The 20,488-nt window shown below is 39.5% G+C and carries 20 protein-coding genes and 1 tRNA gene; 19 read left to right on the top strand and 2 right to left on the bottom strand.

All coding sequences use genetic code 11. The annotated features are described in order from the left end of the window. Positions 1-6: 6 nt before the first annotated feature. From BK009_RS02520 to BK009_RS12470, 4 genes are all read left to right on the top strand, one after another. Positions 7-681, top strand: a complete 675-nt coding sequence (locus BK009_RS02520) for an MBL fold metallo-hydrolase (RefSeq protein WP_100908927.1) — start codon at positions 7-9, stop codon at positions 679-681. Positions 682-859: 178 nt separating this feature from the next. Then, positions 860-2,011, top strand: coding sequence for a tRNA uracil 4-sulfurtransferase ThiI (gene thiI, locus BK009_RS02515; protein ID WP_100908926.1), 1,152 nt, complete (start codon positions 860-862; stop codon positions 2,009-2,011). A 185-nt stretch (positions 2,012-2,196) separates the two neighbouring features. Continuing rightward, positions 2,197-2,841, top strand: a complete 645-nt coding sequence (locus BK009_RS02510) for a YkgJ family cysteine cluster protein (RefSeq protein ID WP_100908925.1) — start codon at positions 2,197-2,199, stop codon at positions 2,839-2,841. Positions 2,842-2,985: 144 nt separating this feature from the next. Next, positions 2,986-3,138 (top strand): hypothetical protein, encoded by a 153-nt coding sequence (locus tag BK009_RS12470; RefSeq protein ID WP_169032943.1) that lies wholly within the window; start codon positions 2,986-2,988, stop codon positions 3,136-3,138. Between the two features lie 187 nt (positions 3,139-3,325). On the opposite strand, the gene nifU is transcribed toward BK009_RS12470, so the two are convergent. Further along, positions 3,326-3,694, bottom strand: coding sequence for a Fe-S cluster assembly scaffold protein NifU (gene nifU / locus BK009_RS02505; RefSeq protein WP_100908924.1), 369 nt, complete (start codon positions 3,692-3,694; stop codon positions 3,326-3,328). A 49-nt stretch (positions 3,695-3,743) separates the two neighbouring features. Next, entirely contained in the window at positions 3,744-4,907 is a 1,164-nt protein-coding gene (gene nifS / locus BK009_RS02500; RefSeq protein ID WP_100908923.1) for a cysteine desulfurase NifS, read from the bottom strand. 435 nt (positions 4,908-5,342) lie between these two features. On the opposite strand from nifS, the gene BK009_RS02495 reads away from it, so the two are divergent. The 15 genes from BK009_RS02495 (at position 5,343) to BK009_RS02425 (ending at position 20,466) form a co-directional block, all read left to right on the top strand. Then, a complete protein-coding gene (locus tag BK009_RS02495) occupies positions 5,343-5,738 on the top strand; it encodes a pyridoxamine 5'-phosphate oxidase family protein (protein ID WP_100906476.1) in 396 nt (131 codons plus the stop codon). Between the two features lie 203 nt (positions 5,739-5,941). After that, positions 5,942-6,012: transfer RNA gene (locus tag BK009_RS02490), tRNA-Cys, on the top strand. A 184-nt stretch (positions 6,013-6,196) separates the two neighbouring features. Then, positions 6,197-7,579, top strand: a complete 1,383-nt coding sequence (gene cysS, locus BK009_RS02485) for a cysteine--tRNA ligase (RefSeq protein WP_100908922.1) — start codon at positions 6,197-6,199, stop codon at positions 7,577-7,579. Positions 7,580-7,859: 280 nt separating this feature from the next. Then, the gene (hdrC, locus tag BK009_RS02480) at positions 7,860-8,447 is read left to right on the top strand and encodes a ferredoxin:CoB-CoM heterodisulfide reductase subunit HdrC (RefSeq protein ID WP_100906478.1); all 588 of its coding nucleotides are present in this window, start codon (positions 7,860-7,862) and stop codon (positions 8,445-8,447) included. Beyond that, positions 8,444-9,424 carry a ferredoxin:CoB-CoM heterodisulfide reductase subunit HdrB gene (hdrB, locus tag BK009_RS02475; RefSeq protein WP_100906479.1) on the top strand — a complete coding sequence of 327 codons (981 nt, stop codon included), beginning with the start codon at positions 8,444-8,446 and terminating at the stop codon, positions 9,422-9,424. Before hdrC ends, hdrB begins: the two co-directional genes overlap by 4 nt. Positions 9,425-9,633: 209 nt before the next feature. Beyond that, a complete protein-coding gene (hdrA, locus tag BK009_RS02470; protein ID WP_100908921.1) occupies positions 9,634-12,006 on the top strand; it encodes a ferredoxin:CoB-CoM heterodisulfide reductase subunit HdrA in 2,373 nt (790 codons plus the stop codon). Positions 12,007-12,097: 91 nt separating this feature from the next. Further along, on the top strand, positions 12,098-12,472 hold the full coding sequence (locus tag BK009_RS02465) for a transcriptional regulator (RefSeq protein WP_100908920.1): 375 nt from the start codon (positions 12,098-12,100) through the stop codon (positions 12,470-12,472). A gap of 302 nt (positions 12,473-12,774) precedes the next feature. After that, positions 12,775-13,245: a helix-turn-helix domain-containing protein gene (locus tag BK009_RS02460; protein ID WP_100907200.1), complete on the top strand. Its 471-nt coding sequence runs from the start codon at positions 12,775-12,777 to the stop codon at positions 13,243-13,245. Next, the gene (locus BK009_RS02455) at positions 13,206-13,901 is read left to right on the top strand and encodes a hypothetical protein (RefSeq protein WP_100907199.1); all 696 of its coding nucleotides are present in this window, start codon (positions 13,206-13,208) and stop codon (positions 13,899-13,901) included. The genes BK009_RS02460 and BK009_RS02455 overlap by 40 nt, the downstream gene beginning before the upstream one ends. 184 nt (positions 13,902-14,085) lie before the next feature. Beyond that, positions 14,086-15,615 (top strand): asparagine synthase (glutamine-hydrolyzing), encoded by a 1,530-nt coding sequence (asnB, locus tag BK009_RS02450; protein ID WP_100908919.1) that lies wholly within the window; start codon positions 14,086-14,088, stop codon positions 15,613-15,615. 102 nt (positions 15,616-15,717) lie between these two features. Further along, complete coding sequence (gatC, locus tag BK009_RS02445; protein WP_100906483.1) at positions 15,718-15,933, top strand: Asp-tRNA(Asn) amidotransferase subunit GatC; 216 nt, start codon at positions 15,718-15,720, stop codon at positions 15,931-15,933. After that, positions 15,930-16,418 carry an ACT domain-containing protein gene (locus BK009_RS02440; RefSeq protein ID WP_100906484.1) on the top strand — a complete coding sequence of 163 codons (489 nt, stop codon included), beginning with the start codon at positions 15,930-15,932 and terminating at the stop codon, positions 16,416-16,418. The genes gatC and BK009_RS02440 overlap by 4 nt, the downstream gene beginning before the upstream one ends. 65 nt (positions 16,419-16,483) lie before the next feature. Next, positions 16,484-17,497 carry a homoserine dehydrogenase gene (locus tag BK009_RS02435; protein ID WP_100906485.1) on the top strand — a complete coding sequence of 338 codons (1,014 nt, stop codon included), beginning with the start codon at positions 16,484-16,486 and terminating at the stop codon, positions 17,495-17,497. A gap of 194 nt (positions 17,498-17,691) precedes the next feature. Further along, positions 17,692-18,954: a cofactor-independent phosphoglycerate mutase gene (locus tag BK009_RS02430; RefSeq protein WP_100908918.1), complete on the top strand. Its 1,263-nt coding sequence runs from the start codon at positions 17,692-17,694 to the stop codon at positions 18,952-18,954. A gap of 87 nt (positions 18,955-19,041) precedes the next feature. Then, a complete protein-coding gene (locus BK009_RS02425) occupies positions 19,042-20,466 on the top strand; it encodes a Mur ligase family protein (RefSeq protein WP_236951014.1) in 1,425 nt (474 codons plus the stop codon). Positions 20,467-20,488: the final 22 nt, after the last annotated feature.

Genomic DNA, 20,488 nt, shown 5'->3' with positions numbered 1-20,488 from the left:
GGGTTTTTGACTGATAAAAAAAGGATTGAATTAAAGATTTATGGAGGTATAGCCACTGTTAACTGTTACCTCCTGAAGGTTGATTCTGGTTTTATATTGATTGATACAGGCCCTTCTAGTAAACGTGACAGTCTGGAGGATGAACTGGAAAAGGAGGGCTGCAAAGTAGGAGATCTGAATCTAATTATTATCACCCATGGTGATTCAGACCATACAGGTAATGTAGCCTATTTTCGCCAGGAATACGGCGCCCCGATAGCCTTGCACCCAGATGATGAGGGGATGGTCCAGACAGGGAACATGTCCCATAACCGGAAGGTCAACCTTCTAGTTCGTATCTTATTTGCCTTACCATTCATCAAATTAAAGAAATCCGACCGTTTTAAAGGAGATATTGATACAGATGATGGTTTTGACTTGGGAGATTACGGGTTGAATGCCAGGATAATACATATTCCCGGCCACTCAAAGGGTTCAATTGGAATAATCACTGCCGATGGTGATTTCTACTGTGGAGATATCTTTTCTAATACTGATAAACCAGTTTTAAATTCAATTATGGATGATTTAGATGCAGCACATTCCAGTATAAGAAAACTAGAAAAATTAGATATAAACATGGTTTACCCTGGGCATGGGGATCCATTTCCCATGAAAAAGTTCCAGAAAACAATGCAATGAGAATTAAAGTAATATTTGAGTGCTGATTTAATTATATTTCACACCTTAGGGTAAATTAAAGTGATTATTGAAAATTAATGAAAAATTTTAACTAAAAAACTTCATATCGTAGGTAAATATGTGTTTAATGCTTAAATCATGCTATGAAATATATTTCTAAATTTTCAGGAGTTTTAAAATGGTGAATGAATTAATAATTGTCCGTTATGGCGAAATTGGGGTTAAAAGCCCTAAAGTACGGGGAAGGTTCGAGCGTAAACTAATTGAAAATATTAAAACAGTTATCGGGGGCAATGTGGAATTAAAAGAGGGTAGAATATTCATTTATCCCCATGATCTTTCCAAAGCCATTGAATCTCTTAAAAAAATTGTGGGAATAGTTTCTTACAGCCCAGCAAGTGTGACTAGAACCAATCATGAATCCATAAAGGAACTCATCCAATCCTACATAGGGGAACTGGTTGAGGATGGTATTTTTTCAGGGGAGGATTCATTCGCCATACGATGCAGGAGGGTTGGTAATCATGACTTTTCCAGCCAGGAAATGGCTGCATACTGTGGGTCAGTGGTTTATGGGATAACCAAGTCCAAGGTTGACCTCACCCATCCTGATTTCGAACTATTTGTAGAGATCCGGGGGGATAAAACTTACATATATCATCAGAAAATCAGGGGACTGGGTGGTCTGCCCATCGGGACACAGGGAAGAGTTATATGTCTCATTTCCAGTGGAATTGACTCACCGGTAGCTGCTTTTTTAATGATGAAGCGAGGTTGCAGTGTGACCCTGCTTAACTTCAACACCCATCCCTACACCTCTGGATCCAATGATAAGATCATGAAAATATACCAGAAACTGAAGGAATATTCTGTGGGGGCGAAGCTGAATCTTTATCAGGCGGATTACGGAGAATTCCTCAGCAAGTGCATTGATAAAGGTCCTGAGAGGATGACCTGCGTACTTTGTAAGAATGGAATGTACCAAATAGCTGAAAAGCTAGCTATAAGGGAGAAATGTCTGGCCATTGTTGATGGTAGCAGTTTAGGGCAGGTGGCCTCACAGACCCTTCCCAACATCCTGGCTACCCACTATTCAACATCCATGCCCATCATAAGCCCATTGATAGGGATGGATAAGGTGGAAATTGAAGACTTGGCCAAGAAGTTAGGAACCTATGAGATATCCATACTCCCTGATAGTGATTGTTCTGCAGTTCCCCGTTATCCTGAGACCAATGCAGAATTACCACTGGTTTTAGAAGCCTTGGAAACTATTGATGCTGAAGAGGAGTTTAAAAAAGTTTTAAAATCTTTTCAACTGATTAGATGAACTATTAATTTGATTAAATGAATTGAAAATTTAAAATAATGCATTAAGTTAATATAAATTCTCAATAATACTTAATTATTTAAATCACTGCCCCCTCATGCATCCACTGAAAGATAGTCTGATAGTTTTGGTTGATCTATGGTTTCTATGCCCTGGTAGTGAATTAGGAAAGTGAGTGTCAACCCATGTTAAGAGATCTTCTTATTAATAAAGAACTGTTTGAAACCCTTAGAGAGAAGTTTCTGGAATCTGATGATGGAGGAATGAATACCAATGAAGAGATTGAGCTCCTGGAAAAAGCGGTCTTCAATAGACTGAAAAAGAAAAGATCTGTTAAAAGGTACAAGAAATTAGGTGTCAGTAAAGGGGACCTTAAGGAAATAATCCAACTGGCAGACATCATCAGCTTAGATGCAATAGGTGGACCATCAAACTATGAGTTAGCCAAGGAACATCAGGAATGGTGCACCATTTGTGGAAGATGCTGCAGGGAATCTGAATCCATTTTCATACACAAGGATGAACTCAACCTACTGCTCACCTTCAACCCAGATCTGGAAAAGGGAATTATTCGCAACAAACTCTACCCTGAACACTTTGAACTGAAAGATATCCGCCCCTGCAAATTCATTGATGATGAAACCAACAAATGCGGGATATACAACTCCCGACCACAGGTCTGCAGGAGTTACCCCCTGGTACTCATTGAATCAAATGGTAAAGCCAAGAACATTATCAATTTACGCTCTAAATGTAATTACTCCGTGAATTTGATTCTGGAAAAGTCAATGATACTCTTTGATGAAGCCATCAGGAGACTTAGAGATTAGAAGTAATTGGTAGGTCTGTGAGTTGTAATTTAAGGATACATATTACAAAATATTCTTTTTACATGGACAAAGTTTACCCCAAAAAAATAAATCTCCGCAAAGTTATAGAACATAACAATAATAAAAAATCAGGGGGAAAGGCATATGGCTGAAACATGTATGACCGAAAGTGAAGTTGAAAACTTCGTTGAAAACTTCAAAGGAATGTTATGGGATGATCTGGACGATGCTGTGGCATGTATGTCCAAAGAAGATATGGCAGCTGTAATACGTGCTTTGAAGAAACGTTTCGGTTAAATAACTGATTTATCAATTATTTTTTAAAATAGTATTAACATTATTAAAAATACCTGTTATCTTTATTAACAAATTTTTTCTGGAAAAATAATGATTAAAAAAATGATCTGATGAAAATTAAATAAAAAATCTAAATAGAAATCTAAAAATCAAAGGATTTAATCAATGATTAATCCTCAGCAGATTTTCATGTCTGTTTTTTCCTGTAATCTTCAATGGCTGCCCTTAATGCATCTGCTGCTAAGTTGGAGCAGTGCATCTTCACCGGGGGCAATCCTTCCAGTTCATTAGCCACATCGTTCCGGGTAATCTTCAATGCTTCTTCTATGGTTTTTCCCAGAGCCATCTCAGTTATCATACTACTAGTGGCTATTGCTGCCGCACAACCGAATGTTTTGAACTTTATATCGGTTATAATCTCATCTTCAACTTTGATATAAATGGTCATCAGGTCCCCACAAGTTGGATTACCTTCGGTTCCAACACCATCTGCATCTTCTATCTCACCCACATTACGAGGGTTGGAAAAATGATCCATAACTTTTTCACTGTACATAATCCATCTCCTAATTTTTGATCATTTAATTTCCTTATTTTAAGTAATATTAATTCCCACCGGGACACCAGAGTGGAGACATACTCCTTAATCTTTCAACCACTTCTTTTATGACAACTATAGAGGAATCAATATCTTTAGGGGTGTTTTCTTTTCCCAGGCTAATGCGTAGTGAACCATGGGCATCCACTTCTTCAAGCCCTATAGCCATAAGGACATGGGAGGGTTCCAGTTTATTAGAGGAACAGGCTGATCCCGTGGATGCGTTAATTCCCTTAAAATCCAGTTGCAGTATTAGTGATTCTCCCTCTATACTGCTGAAACGGAAATTAGCATTGTTGGGTAATCTTTTGGTGGGGTGTCCATTGAGAAATGATTGTTCAATACTCCCCAGCACTCCTTTTATAAGCTGATCCCTCAATGATGCCACATACTCCATGTTTTCATACAGATTTTCTTCGGCCAGTTGACAGGCTTTGCCCAAACCTACAATTCCAGGGATATTCTCTGTTCCGGGCCGCACCCCCCTCTCATGACCCCCACCATGGAATAGTGGATCAATCCGCACACCCTTACGGATGTACAGGGCTCCTACCCCTTTAGGTCCGTGGAGTTTATGGGCGGATATTGATAAAAGGTCCACATTCATGTCTTCCACGTTGACTGGTATTTTACCCACACTCTGCACGGCATCCGTGTGGAAAAGAATTCCTTTTTCCCTGGCCAGAGCTCCAATTTCTTTAATGGGTTGAATGGTGCCGATTTCATTGTTGGCGTGCATAATTGTGATGAGGATGGTATCCTCCCTGGTAGATTCCTTTAAATCTTCCATCTTAACAATTCCATCTTCACCCACTGGCAGGTATGTGACCGTGTATCCGTTTTTTTCAAGGTATTTGCAGGTTTCTTCCACTGCAGGGTGTTCGATGGCACTGGTAATGATATGATTACCTTTACCCTTCAGTCTGCTGATTGTTCCCTTGATAGCCAGGTTATCTGACTCGGTTCCCCCGCTGGTAAAGTAAACTTCCTCTGCCCTGGCACCTATGAGTGATGCTACTTGTTTTCGTGCTTTTTCCATTGCAGTTCTGGCTTCCCTTCCCAGGGAGTATAATGTTGATGCGTTTCCAAATGATTCTTTAAAATAAGGCAGCATAGCCTCTAAAACTTCCGGGTCAACTGGTGAAGTGGCAGAGTGATCCATATAACTCATGATTATCGCCCCAATAAACTTTTTTACCGAATATTTCATTAGAAAATACCTTAATTTAATTTATTTTATTTCTTGGTAAATTCTATGTTAAGTGTAATATAATATTTCTTCATCTTTTTAGATTCTTTTTATTTTTAAATTTAAGTGTAAAAAGTTATTTCATTTAACCTCCCTTGAATCTTATTATCTTATTCCTAGTAAAATTATCTAATCCATGGTAAATCTTCCTAAGAGTAAACGATGTTAATTTTCCTAAGGGTAACCTATTGGTAAATCTTCAAGGTTAAACCTAAAATTTACAATCCCCCCTTTTTGCTTTATGATTGTTAAAGACAGATAAATTAATGCTTTAAAACACACAACTTTAAACACATGAAAATGTAATTAAGGAGAATATAAAATATAACTATAGTTATTAAATGTTTGGTGATATAAATGACCATGACTGAAGAGATGATGGAAGCAATAGAAAAGGACTTAGTATTCCTGGCGACTGCCAACAATGAAGGAATTCCAAATGTGGTTCCAATAGGCTTTGCAAGGCCCATCGACAGCCAAAGCATATTAATCGCTGATAATTACATGAACAAAACCCATAAAAACATTGAAGAAAACCCTCACGTTTCCCTGGTAACCAAAGACGCTAAAATGAATCCTTACCAGTTTAAGGGTACTGCAGAGATATTCGAATCAGGCAAGTTCTTCGATGAAGTGGTGGAATGGGCACAGAATGTGATGACCAAACTCAACCCTAAAGCAGCCATCGTGGTTAAAGTTACCGAAATATACTCAGTGCAACCCGGCCCAGAAGCTGGTAAAAAGATTGAATAATGCTTAAATTACTGCATTATTCATTTTATTTTATTTACGATTATGATTCTAGAAATGAGAATATTAAGATAGAACTGTACCAAAGAAGTCCACTTAGACAAAAAAGTCCAGTTAACACCGAATAAGTTGAATTGATAAATAATTGATGATTATAGAAATAATTGACTATTATAAATTGGTATACTAACTCTATCAAAAAAAATGCCGAGATGACCGAGTGGCTAGGTGCGTGGCTGCAGACCACGATACTCGGGTTCAAATCCCGATCTCGGCCTTTAATTCTGTTATTAAACTATTTTTCAGGGCAAATTAGTATTTTAGTTAAATAAATAATGTGTGGTAAAAAAACTGTGGCTTAGTAAAAAAACCTTAAGACCTTATGAAAGTAGAAAAACTGTTCGCTGTGATAAAATTAGATACCGTGCTCCATGATAAAAAGTAGGACAAACAGTGATCCTATGATTAAAATATACAACACCATTACCCGCAGTAAGGAAGCTTTAAAACCCCTTAAAGGTAATAGGGTAAAACTATTCGTTTGCGGACCTACTGTCTATGATTACTCCCACATAGGTCACGCCCGGACATACATCGCCTTTGATGTCATAGTCCGCTACCTTAAACATCAGGGTTGCAGTGTTTTTTACCTGCAGAACATCACTGATATCGATGACAAGATCATCAATCGGGCAGCTGAAACTGGAGAGGATCCTCTGGATCTGGCCCGTGAATTTGAGGTTAAATACTTGGAGGATATGGAAACCCTGGGTGTTACCAGTGTTAACCTTTATGCCCGGGCAACAGAACACATCCCTGAAATCATATCCCAGATAGAAACCCTTTTGGATAAGGGATTTGCCTATGAAACTCGGAACGGGGTTTACTTTGATGAGTCCAGTTTTCCTGATTTTGGTAAACTTTCCAATCGCAATCTCCAGAAATTGAACACTCATCGCATCAACCCTGATGATGCTAAGAAAAATTCTGGAGATTTTGCATTATGGAAGAAAAAGGATGATAACCCCTGCTGGAACTCCCCATGGGGTAGTGGACGTCCTGGATGGCATATCGAGGACACTGCCATTACCGAAGAGTATTTCGGAGCCCAGTATGATATTCATGGTGGTGGTCTGGATTTAATATTTCCCCACCACGAAGCAGAGATTGCCCAAATGGAATCTTCATCTGGCAAGAAACCCATGGTCCGTTACTGGATGCACACTGGATTTTTAAATGTTTCAGGAGATAAAATGTCCAAATCCCTTGGAAACTTCATCACCATCCGGAAACTCCTGGAAACTTATCCTCCTGATGTTTTCCGTTTCTTTGTCCTGTCCACCCATTACCGGAGTCCCATTGATTTCAGCCAGGATACTCTGGAACAATCAGCTAATAGTTTGAAAAGGATTTATAAATTAAATGAACATATAAACCAACTCCTGGAAAGTGAAATTCCCAAAAATGGGAAACTGGATGAAATTCATAGTTGCCTATTACATGAAACCCGTCAAAAATTCATGAACGCCATGGATAATGATTTCAACACCCCCTCGGCTTTATCCGTACTTTTTGAGTTTACAAGAGAAATTAACCGAATCATTAATCATGGCGAACTTTCCAATGAGACTTTGAAGAAAGTTAATATTTTCTTCATAGAAGTGGGAGATATTCTGGGTTTCAACTTCTCCCCAGAAGTATCCCCTGAAAATGATATTACTGGGGAGCTGGTTGATATAATAACTGAGGTGAGGGATAAACTGAGGCAAAAAAAGGACTGGGAACTTTCTGATGAAATAAGAGACAGATTAAGCATACTGGACATACTTTTAGAGGATGAATAATTTTTTTTAATTACATGATCTTGATAGAAGGATACATTAAGATATTACCAATACATTAAAAATTAATCTAAAACTTGAACCTACATTGATATTTTTCCAATGAAAAATTACATTTAGCAAAATTACATTTAAATATTAGATATTCTCAACTGGCATGATAGGAACCATCCTCGAAAAATATTTTAAACTAAGTTTTACTATTATGGAGAATCACACTCCCAATAAATCACCACTCATTATTTAAAATAAGAATGGAAAACATCTAAGAGGTAAATCTGGAATGAAAACCCTTAAAATTAACCAAGATTCATCGCAGCTGGCCAGGGAGATACTGGATGATCTCAGGGCTTCACCAACCTTGGAACTATTCAAATGCATACAATGCGGTATGTGCGTATCCCTATGTCCCGGAGCACGTTATAGTGATTACAACCCTCGAAAAATGGTTAAAAATGTGTTAGAGGGAAATCAGGATATTCTTTCTGATGAGGATATATGGAACTGTTTTTACTGTTATACTTGCCACAGTGTTTGCCCGGTTAACAACAGCCCCAGTGAGGTGAACCAGATACTACGCCAGAAGGCAATAGAAGAAGGTAAAGGCCTTGAAAAAATAGCCGCATTCTTAAGTTACGGTGAAAATTTCCTGGACATTGGAGTGGGCACCATTCCCACGGCATTCTTTGACAAGCTGGTGGAGGATTTCGGTTCAGAATGGTTTGACTTTAAAGTTAACTTGGAAAGCGTGCGGGAGGAACTGGGACTGGGACCAGTTAGTTTACCTGCTGAATCAATGGATGAAATAAATGAAATTCTCAAAATCACCGGGCTCACCCAGAGACTGGAAAACATAAGGCGGTTAGAATGAAAAAAATACCCACTGAAAAACTTTTACTCTTTAAAACTTGTCTGGTGAGTACTGAATATCCTGGAGTGGAATCATCCACCACATTTCTCTTTGACCAACTGGGAATAGAATACCATCGAGACGAACGCCAGTCCTGTTGCAGTGGCTTGGGATACTATTATGACCTCTTTGACCAGCTTCCCACCACAGTCCTGGCTGCCCGGAACTTTTACATTGCCCGGGAAACTGGACATCCTTACATTACAGCTATGTGTGCCACCTGCTATGCTATACTGAAAAAGGCGGCTAAAATCCTGGAAGAAAATGATGAAGCGCGAAATCTGGTCAACCAGATGTTAGATGATAGTGGATTGGGTCATATGGCTTATCATAAGGGAGATATGGATCCTCATAAAAAAATTTTCCATACTGCAGAGGTTCTTCACAGCAAAAGGAAAGAGATTGAAGCTTTTCCCAAAATTGATTTTTCACAGTACAGTATTGCCACCCACCATGGCTGCCATTACTGTAAAATACATTACCATGATACCATTTGTGGTGTGCGCAACCCCCTGCTCCTGGATGAAGTGGCTGCTTCCTGTGGGGTCAGTACTATTGACTGGTATGATCAGAAGAGACTCACCTGTGGTGCTGGTTTCGGTCAGCGTTTCACCAATAATGAACTCTCCCTTAAAGTCACTGCGGAGAAGCTCATGAGCCTCAAGGATAACCAGACTGATATACTGCTCCACATGTGTCCCAACTGTCAGATGCAGTTTGACCGTTACCAGCCAGTGATTGAGAAGAAACTCAACACCAATTTAAACATATTCCACCTGAATATATCCCAGTTTATGGCCCTGGCCATGGGCGCAGACCCATATAAAGTGGTGGGAATCCAAACCCACACTGTACCCGTGGAGCCACTTCTTAAAAAACTGGGGATTGATACTGTCCAAAAATCCCTTAAAAATTTCAAATTAAAGATTAATGAATGATATTCCATTAATTAATGGATTATTGAACTCATGGAAATATATAATATTATATAGGGATATGATTGGAAATCTTTGAAATTAGAATGATTTATTGATATAATGAAAAATTTAAAAATTATATGGTGCATCTAAGTTTTAACACGATTTATTGGCAATTCATGAAAACTTTGGAAGATTAACATGAATCTGCATTTTGGAGGAATGTATAATTGACTAGAAACATTTTTACTGCTAACCCTGCCAAGGAAAAGCTTAAGGTGGGTGTTTTTCTATGCCGCTGCGGTGGTAACATATCCGATAACGTGGACATGGACCGATTAAGATCATCGTTGGATGCGGAATTAGTGGAGGAATTTGAGAATTTATGCTCAATAAATGGCCGTAAATTGATCAGGGATTCCATTATTGATAAAGACCTTGATCGGGTAGTGGTGGCCGCCTGTTCACCCATCACCCATGAAAAAACCTTCCAGAAATATGTTCAACCCCTAAACCCCTACCTTATGCAGATGGCTAACATCCGTGAACAATGCTCCTGGGTGCATCTTGACTATGAACAAGCCACCAATAAGGCTATTTCACTTACCAACGCTGCTATTGAAAAGGCAAAATATTCAGAACCCATAAATCCTTTACTGCGACGTACCAAGAAGAGTGTAGCAGTTATTGGTGGTGGTATAGCTGGGATTACCACCGCTCTTTCCCTGGCAAGGCAGGGTATAAAAACCCGTATTATTGAAGAAAAATCCACAGTAGGTGGATCCATGGTGAAGATTGGTAAAGTTTTTTCTCCAGAGAAACTGGCCGAAGAATGTGCCATGTGTCTTTTAAATCCACTGGTTAACGAGGTGGTGGAGAATAAAAATATCAAGATCCTAACCAACTCCCGGCTTATAAGATCAGAACGAAGAGCAGGGAATTTCAATTTAATCATAGAGAAAAAACCAGGATTTGTGAAGGAAGAACGTTGCATAGCCTGTGGAAGTTGTGCAGAAGTATGCCCGGTGGAGGTACCCAACTCCTGGAATGAAGGCATGACCATCCGTAAAGCCATTTACAAATCTTTTCCCCAAGCAGTTCCTGATGTTTACACCATCGATGCAGAAAACTGTATACAGTGCGGGGAGTGCCAGGAAACCTGTAAAATGGATGCCATTGATTTTTCCATGGAAACCGAAATCTTATCACTCAATGTGGGTTCAGTTATTATCGCCACCGGTCATCAGGGATTTGACCTTACCAAAAGACCAGAATACGGATACGGGCGATTCCCGGATGTGGTCTCCCAGATGGAGTTAGCCAGAATTACGGGTGTAAATGGCCCCACTGAAGGGCAATTACTACGCCCCTCCAATGGAGAAGTGCCCCGCAGAGTGGTGATGATACAGTGCGCGGGTTCAAGGGATGATAAACCAGATGGCATGCCCTACTGTTCCAAGGTCTGCTGTATGATGGCCATGAAACACGCTAATGTCATTAAACATTATTATCCGGAGACCGAGGTTATGATCTGCTACACCGATATGAGAACCCCTGGAATGTACGAAAAATATCTCCGATACGGGCAGAAAAGAGGTATTAAATTAATCAGAGGCCGAGCGGGCGAAGTAACATGGAAAAATGGAACACTGGTGGTTCGGGCAGAGGAAAGTCTCAGAAACGAACCCTTAGAAATCGAAACCGATATGGTAGTCCTGTCTGAGGCAATTTTACCTTCTGAAGGAACTAAAGAAGTGGCCAAACTTCTGGATGTGGGTTTAACCGAGGATATGTTCATCCGGGAAAGCCACCCCAAAATAAAACCAGTCAACACCGATGTGGAAGGTATTTATGTTTGCGGAACCGCCCAGGGACCCAAAGACATTACAGATAGTATTTCCCAGGCCAATGCTGCATCAGCTAAAGTAGCTGAGCTTATGAATGGTAACTTGGAAGTTGAACCCTTCGTGGCTGAGATCGATTCTGACCGCTGCAGTATGTGTAAACAGTGCCTTAATATATGCAAATACAAGGCCATTTACCTTGAGGAAGATCACCTTAAAACTGACCCCATTGCCTGCAAAGGTTGTGGTGTCTGTCTTTCCCAATGCCAAGATGAAGCAATTAACATCCGAGGTAATGCTGATGAAAAATTATTTGCAGTTATCGCAGGCGCCCTTAAAAATAAAAACAAAGGTGAACGCGTTATTTTAACATTTCTGGATAATGTGGGGTACCTCGCAGCAGACAATATGGGTATTAACAAGATCAACTATCCTGAATCAATACGTATCATTAAACTACCCTCTGTGAACCGTTTAATGATAAAACATATTTTATACGCCTTTGAAAATGGTGCCGATGGTATATTCTTAGGAGAATATCCTGATGATATAATGTATCCCCATATAAAAGAAAAGGTGAAACAGTTGAAAAAAGTGTTAGAAGAAAGTAACATCAACCCCAACCGTTTAACACTGCACCGGGTGTACATACCATACTTCAGGGGATTGGCCAATAAATTAACCCTTTTTGACCAGGAAATTATCTCTCTAAATCAGGATCAGTACACTGCTGACTGTGGTGGGGAAAGCTCGGCATGAATTTTAAGAAAAGGAAATTAGTAATATATTTTATCAATCAAAGGAAAGTAAGATTATAAAGGAAATAGTGTCTGGAAATTTAGTGATTTAAATGAGACCTCCGTGTGAAATAGTAGTGTGGTACGTTATCCCCACCATAAGATCCGAGTTGGCCAAAGAACTCTTAAACAAAGGAATGAAACAAAAAGAAATTTCTGTTCTTTTAGATATAACTCAACCAGCAGTTTCCCAGTACATAAGTGATAAGAGGGGCCATGGAATCAAATTCAACGATGAAACACAATCTTTAATCAGAGAATTCGCTAAAGGACTGGCAAAGGGAGAACTGACCCAGAAGGATTTAATTCCCCATATTTGTGAAATCTGTAAAAAAGTGAAAACCGATGAGGTTCTCTGCCAGTTACACCAGGAAAAGGGTAAAATGCCAGATAACTGTAATGCTTGCATGTCAAACCTAAATGAATAATGTATTTTTTATAATAAATTTTAACATAAATTAAAATTTGATAATTCTTAAAAAAACGAGATGAAAAGGAAATATAAAACTTTTCCATTTAATCGTTTACAATCCCCTATAACCAATTAAATCCCCATAAACCAATTAAATTCTATCTTATGGTTAACAACAATTATTAACCTGATTTTGTCTTCAAATATATGCTAATAGGAGAATAAGTTAACTTCAAAATATTCGGTGTTGACCCTTCAAAATACTGAAGTTTTATATAGTAGTTAGGACCATATTTATACTTAAGGGGATGTGTTTTTATGGGTGTTCGTGGTCCTAAACCTGGTTTTGTGGATGTGGCTTGTCCTAACAAGAGCTGTGCAGATTACGGGAAAACTGAAAACGGTAATATTGTGGGTAATGGAACCTACCAGACAAAAAATGGTCCTGTTCACAAATTTATTTGTCGAACATGCTCTAAAAGTTTCACTTCACATTCAAATACAATATTACACGATTTAAGAACAAATGAAGAGACAGTTTTTTTGGCTTTGAAAATGATTTTAAAAGGCATGAGTTTACGGAGCACAGCAGAAGTTTTAGGTGTTAAACTGGATACTGTGCGCAGATGGCTGCGCATAGCTTCTGAACACAGCGAAGAAATAAACAAAGTCCTTATGAAAGACATAAAAGTTGATAAAGTGGAGTTAGATGAGTTGTGGACTTTTGTTAAAAAAAAACAGTTCCGAGAATGGAGCATGAATCAGAAGATGAAAGATGGATCTGGTTAAGCTTCGCACCTGAACACAGACTAATCCTAGCAGCCTACGCAGGTGCCATGACTCAAGATGCGGCTGATGAGATTGTTAAACAAACATGTGATCGAATAAACGAAGAGGAATTACCTTTATTTGTCACCGACGGAAGAAAATACTACGCACAAGCACTATTGGACAGATACAGCTATACAAAGGAGTTTTCAAGGACCGATAAACGAGGACGTCCACGAAAACCGAAACAAATGCCATTGCCTGAGTTAAAATATGCTCAAGTAGTGAAGGAGCGAGAGGGAAGTAAAGTGGTTAATATTGAAAAACGCATTATATATGGTATGGAAGAAGATATTGACTTTAGTTTCATCTCTACTTCTTACATAGAACGAGAAAATTTGACTTTAAGACAAGATAACAACAGATTAACAAGAAAAACATTAGGATATTCCAAAAAAGACGAATGGCTCCAACACCACGCCACACTACAAATGACAGACCATAACTTCGTACGAACACACGATTCCCTGAAAAAACCTTGCAAAACACATTTAAATGGTAAATTGTGGAGAAAATATCAAAAAAGAACACCTATGATGTCCGTAGGAATCACAGACCATATCTGGACCCTGGAAGAATTACTAACATTCCCATACCACAAAAACATCAACACATAAAAGGGTCAACACCAAATATTCTTTAAGTATTTAATATCCAAAGATAGTTTTTAATGTTCAAAAAATCAAAATTGGCCATTAATCCGTGTAATCATGCTATAATACATTAAAAAGAGCCTAAATAGATGTAACGTTCAACTATAAACTATTAAAAAAAGGTAATTATTAAAAAAGGGAATTGAATATGTGTGCAATAACCGGTATCATTGGGATTGGGGAAAATATCAATAAAAAACTGTATGATATGTTACTGACCCTAAAACACCGCGGTCCGGATAGTTCCGGAGTTTATGTGGATGGTACAATATCCAGGGGTAAACTAGAGGAATTAACCGTACCACAGGGTAATCTAGGATTGGGCCATAACCTTCTATCAATTGTGGGATCAGAAGTTGCACAACCCTTAAAACATAACGAAATAATCCTTATCTGTAACGGGGAAATCTACAACTATTCCCAACTTTATTCTGAAATTGTAAGGGAATCAAATTATATTTTTAAGACAGACAGCGATTCAGAGATTGTTCTTGCCCTTATTAACCAATATTATAATGGTTCATTATCACCCTGCATCATGAAAGTCATGGAACGTTTAGATGGAGATTACACCTTCGCTGCCTATGATGGGAAGGATCTGGTGGCAGTTAGAGACCCCCTGGGAGTGAAACCACTTTATTATGGGAATGAAAATGGTATATTCGGTTTCGCCTCGGAAAAAAAGGCCCTGTGGAAAGTGGGGATTAATGAAACCATTAGTTTACCCCCTAATTCAATGTTATACTACCAGAAAACCGCATCTTCACACGAATTAATACCTTTACCATCAAGACTATCCTGGAAAGTAGATCCATCCTCAGAAAAATCAAAAACTAAAAATACCCTCATAAACCCTGATAAAGAGCATTTTAAAAGGATTTTAAAGGATCTTATTCAGAAATCTGTGCAAAAAAGGATCAGAGGATTGGATAAGGTAGGAATATTGTTCTCAGGAGGTGTGGACAGCACCCTCCTGGCAGTGATCTGTAAAAACCTGGGAGTTCAAACTGATCTCTATGCTGTGGGTAGTGCGAATTCACCAGACCTAATCTTCGCCCGTAAAGTAGCAAGTGATATGGATCTACCCCTTTATATCCAAATGGTTGATGAGGCTATTGTTAGAGAATACACCCCCATGGTATTAAATGCCATAGAAGAATGGAATGTTATGAAATTAGGGGTGGGAATGACTGGTTACTTGGCCGCAAAGCTGGCCCATGAAAATGAGGAGAGGGTGATGTTATCAGGTCAGGGTGCCGATGAACTCTTCGGAGGATACCACCGATACCTTGATCTTTACCATCAGAAGGGTGAAGGGGCTCAGGAAGATCTTAAGGGTGATGTGGAAAATCTTTACCACGTGAATCTGGAGCGTGACGACAAGGTGTGCATGGCCAGCAGTGTGGAACTCAGGGTCCCCTACCTTGACCTTCAAATTATAGATATGGCCATGGATATACCCATGACGTACAAGATAAGCGACCCGAGTGACAAAATGCGTAAGTGCATTCTCAGAGAAGTGGCCAATCAACTGGGTGTGCCCCAGGAGATTGTTAAAAGACCTAAAAAGGCAGCCCAGTATGGGTCAGGCATTCATAAAATCCTCAGAAAACGTGTTCTGAAAGACCAGGAATACATGGGGCAATTGAAAGAATCTTTTAAATTTATAGATATTTAAGTTCATATGAACAAATAATTCATATAAATTCAATACAGATAATAAATTAATAACTAGAATTTAATCTGAAAATAGTAATCACAAATTCTGGGAGTGAAAAAGTTGAAGATTGAAAAAGAGGCTGAAGAGATACTCCAGAGCTTTTCTGAAGCCCTGAAAGACATACCTGAACTGGAAGAAACCCATTACATGGTGGATAATGTTAACTTATCACGGGAAGACTGTGCTGAGGATAAGGATTCCTCCAAGATCATGCGCAACGCCCATGTGGATGAAGAAGGTAACTTGATAGCAGAGAAAGGAAAGTGGGTTAAATGAGATTCAACCTTGTACTGGATTTACCAGATGTTCCAGGACAATTATTAGAAGTACTCGAACCAATGGGGAGGTTGGGGGCTAACATTGTTGCAGTTATTCACCAGAGAGATGTTAAAACTGAACGTGGAACAGTTCCGGTGCAAATAACCATAGAAGGAGATAAGGAAACCCTGGACAAGGTTATGGATTCACTGGAAGCCAAGGATATTCAGATAATGGCCGTGGATGGTGTTTTAAGGAAGGAACAGATCACCACAGTTCTGGTGGGGGATATTGTGGAAGAAGATGTTAAGGAAACTTTAACCCTGCTAAACCAGCTGGAAGGAGTACGGGTTGCTGATCTGGATCTTAAAATGTCCGATGAACCCAAAAATTCTGCCACCAAAATAGTTATGGAAGCAGATTTCGGACAGAAAAATGAAATACTCAAAAATATCAAAGAAGTTGGGGATCAGAAAGGCTTCCTGGTTATTAATGAAGTTTAAAAAATGGAATATAAACTCTAGAAAACGGTGAAAATTCTAGATAATGGAATAAATTTGGTGATCCCATGAAAATTATTATTTTAGGTTTTGGAGCAGTGGGACAGGGAGTGGCCCGTGTCCTGTCCATGAAAAAAGAGTATTTAAAGAGTACATATGACCTTAACCCCCAGATCGTTGCGGTGACTGATCGCTCCGGGGCTGCAATAAATGTAAATGGATTGGATGAAGAAGTACTCCTTGAAACCAAGAACGAAACTGGTAAAATATCTGCTTACCCAGAATACGGTGCTGCTGGTGTTTCCAGTCTTCAGGTTCTTGAGGATGTGGATTATGATTGCCTGGTGGAAGTTACTCCCACCGATATTGAAGATGGTGAACCAGCCCGTAGCCATATCCTGAAGGCCATGGGAGATGGTAAAGACGTAGCCACATCCAACAAGGGACCCCTTGCATTATCATTCCAGGAACTGGCCAGTTCAGCCCAAGAAAATGGGGTGGAATTTAAATTCGAAGCATCAGTGGGTGGTGCCATGCCCATAATTAACTTTGCCCACGAAACCCTGGCCGGGTGCAGTATAGAATCAGTTTATGGAATATTAAATGGAACCACCAATTATATTCTATCCAGAATGGCCAATGAAGGTTCTTCATATGAACAAACCCTAACTGAAGCACAGGAGATGGGCATAGCTGAAACTGATCCTTATCAGGATGTTGAGGGTATTGATGCTGCCTGCAAAATAGTCATACTGGCCAACTCTGTTTTAAACCTTCCTGTAACACTTAAAGATGTGGAAGTTGAGGGAATATCCAGAATAACTGCTGAATCAATTGCTTTAGCTAAGAAGGAAGGTTTGTTAATTAAACTTATCGGTGAAGCTTCACCAGATGCTCTTGAGGTATCACCCCGCCTTGTGCCTAAAGGATCTCCCTTTGCAGTGGAAGGCACCCTAAACGTGGCCACCCTTAAAACCGACCTAGCTGATGATGTAACGGTGGTGGGTAAAGGTGCAGGATCTGTGGAAACTGCCTCCGCCATTTTAAGCGATATTCTGAGTATCTGGAAAGTCCGGAAATAAACCAGATTCCTATTTTTTTATATGCCTAATTTAAAAGAGTGAAATACTATTTATTAAGCAATTAGATGCCTATTTATTGAAAAAATGCAGTTAATGAATGATATAACAAAAAAACAATAATAGAGAATATACGATTACAAAAGACCACATACAATTTAAATTTAAGTTTAACCGGGGATAGAAGGAGATAATGAATGAAATACGTTGTTGTTATTGGAGATGGGATGGTTGACGAACCATTAAAAGAACTCAATGGGGAAACACCTCTCCAGAAAGCTAAAACACCTCATATGGATTTTATAGCAAAAAACGGGTCCTGCGGGATGTTGCAGACCGTTCCTCAGGGAATGGAACCCGGATCAGATGTGGCCAACCTATCAATAATGGGTTACGACCCTAAAAAGTATTACACTGGCAGAGGCCCATTGGAAGCAGCCAGTATTGGAGCCACTCTCAAAGATGATGATGTGGCCTTCCGTTGTAATCTCATAACCCAAAAGGATGGTCTTCTTGCGGATTTTAATGCCGGGCACATCAGCACTGCAGAAGCTGCCGAGTTGATTGAAAGCTTAAACCAGGCCTTTTTCCGTTATGGGAAGTTTTATCTGGGGACCAGTTACCGACATTTATTTGTTTACAATGATAAAAATGCAGCCCTCCTTAAATCAACCCCACCCCATGATGAGGTGGGAGAACCCCTCCAGGAACACTTGCTAAAAGGAGATAATGCTTTGAACCCCTCATCAGAGAATAGGGATGTTTTAAATAATTTATCCTCCAAACTAAACGAATTAATGTATAAATCCTCAGATGTTCTGGAAAATCACCCAATAAACCAAAAAAGAATCGATTCAGGTAAAAATCCAGCTAACATGATATGGTTATGGGGACAGGGCCCTAAACCACACTTACCATCTTTCCAGGAAAAATACAACCTTAAAGGTGCAACCATAACTGGTGTGGATCTCATAAAAGGAATTGGAACCTATTTAGGGTTGACAAATGTCAATGTCCCTGGTGCCACTGGTTTTTATGATACTGATTACTGTGGTAAAGCTAAACATGCACTGGAAGCACTGGAAGACCATGACCTAATTTTCATCCATGTGGAAGCTCCAGATGAAGCAGGACATGCCGGTGATATTCAGGAAAAAATAAGTGCCATTGAACGCATCGACCAACGAATACTGGGAAAACTAATTGAAGAACTCCCATCTATAGATGATTATGCCTTGGCTGTATTACCAGACCATCCTACACCCATAGATATCAGAACCCATACTTCGGATCCTGTTCCCTATGCAGTGTACACTCCAGGTTGCCAGGCCGATGCAACAGAATTATACAGTGAAGTTTCCGTTAGAAAAAGCTTCGAAAATAATTCTAAAGAAATCATGGATGGTTACAAGTTCCTTGAATTCTTCATAAATTATGGGAACAAAGGAAACACCAGATAAAATGGAAGAAATTCGTCTTAATGATTCAAATAGTAACGTTCTAATAGTGGAATTATTGATTTTATAAAATCATGATGATTTAAAAAGGTGGGATTCAGTATAAATTATTCAAGATTCAGGTATTATCTGGCAGTGGCCGGAGGTAAATTAGCCTCTTTCGTCCTTCAGAAAATCCTTAAAAGCAGTGCCAGTGCCATGCCTGGTAAAGTGTCCATGACCATCTACCCCGATATCCTGAAGGTGGTGAATGAGCGCTGTCAGAACAAGATCATCATCACCGGTACCAATGGTAAGACCACCACCAATAACCTCCTAACCCATATCTTAACCAAAGAATACCCATCAGTTTTATCCAATTTAAGGGGTGCTAACATGCCCCAGGGACTGGTGAGTGCCTTTCTACATCACCGTGAAAAGTATTATGATTGGGGAGTTTTTGAAGTGGATGAAGGCTCTTTTAAAAGAGTAACCACGGATCTTAAACCAGACTACGTTCTGGTGACCAATTTCTTCCGGGACCAACTGGATCGTTACGGGGAGATTGAAAAAGCATTCCAGGATATATTAGAATCCCTGGAACCATTGGATGCAACTTTAATCCTTAATGCTGATGATCCTCTGGTTTCAAACTTCCGAAAACTCCATAAAAGGAATATTTACTATGGGGTGGCCCGTAACCAGTACAGCACCCTCCAGCAGGGGATTGTGGAATCAAGATTCTGTCCTGCCTGCAGCAGTTACCTGGAATATGATTATTATAATTATGGGCAGTTAGGAGGTTACCAGTGCCCTGATTGTGGTTTTTCCAATCCTTCCCATGATTACCAGATAACCGATATTGATTATCAGGATCATCAGTACCATTATCAGTTTAAAGATAAGAATCAGGAAGTGGAAGATATTACCTTTGCTTATGAGGGGATTTACAATGCATATAATTGCTGCGCGGCATTGTCCACTGCCCTGGAGATGGGTCTCCCCCTAGAGAGAGTTGCCCGTTCCATTGAAGAATTTGAGTATCACTTGGGGCGGATGGAGAATTTCCAGTTCCCTGAAAAAATCGTTAAAATTGCCCTGGTTAAAAACCCCATTGGGCTCAGTGAAACCATAAGCAGTGTTTCTCTGGATGAAAGAAAAAAATCAATGCTATTCGTGCTTAACGACAATCCTGCCGATGGTAGGGATGTGTCCTGGATATGGGATGCAGAAGTAGAAAAAATGGGTAATGTAAAAAACATTAATAAAATCTATTGCTCCGGCCGTAGGGCTGAAGATATTGCTTTACGCCTAAAATACGCCAGGGTGCCTGTGGAACTAATGGAAGTGGATGATGATATGGATAGTGCTATAGGTAAGGTTTTAAATGAAGAGGTGGAAATTGTTTACTTATTACCAACTTACACTGCCGTTTTTCAGGCTCGTGAACTGGTACTAGCGCGTTTAGAAGGCTCTGGTAAAAAAATGTCCCATTTCCGCGAATATTTAAAGAATCTTAAGTTTTCCAGGCGATAGATCTAATTAATTAAACCCTGAA

It is taken from the genome of Methanobacterium subterraneum (assembly GCF_002813695.1).
Lineage (GTDB): Archaea > Methanobacteriota > Methanobacteria > Methanobacteriales > Methanobacteriaceae > Methanobacterium > Methanobacterium subterraneum.
The sequence above is the reverse complement of the archived record's forward strand: the minus strand, read 5'-3'. Positions and strand labels throughout refer to the sequence as shown.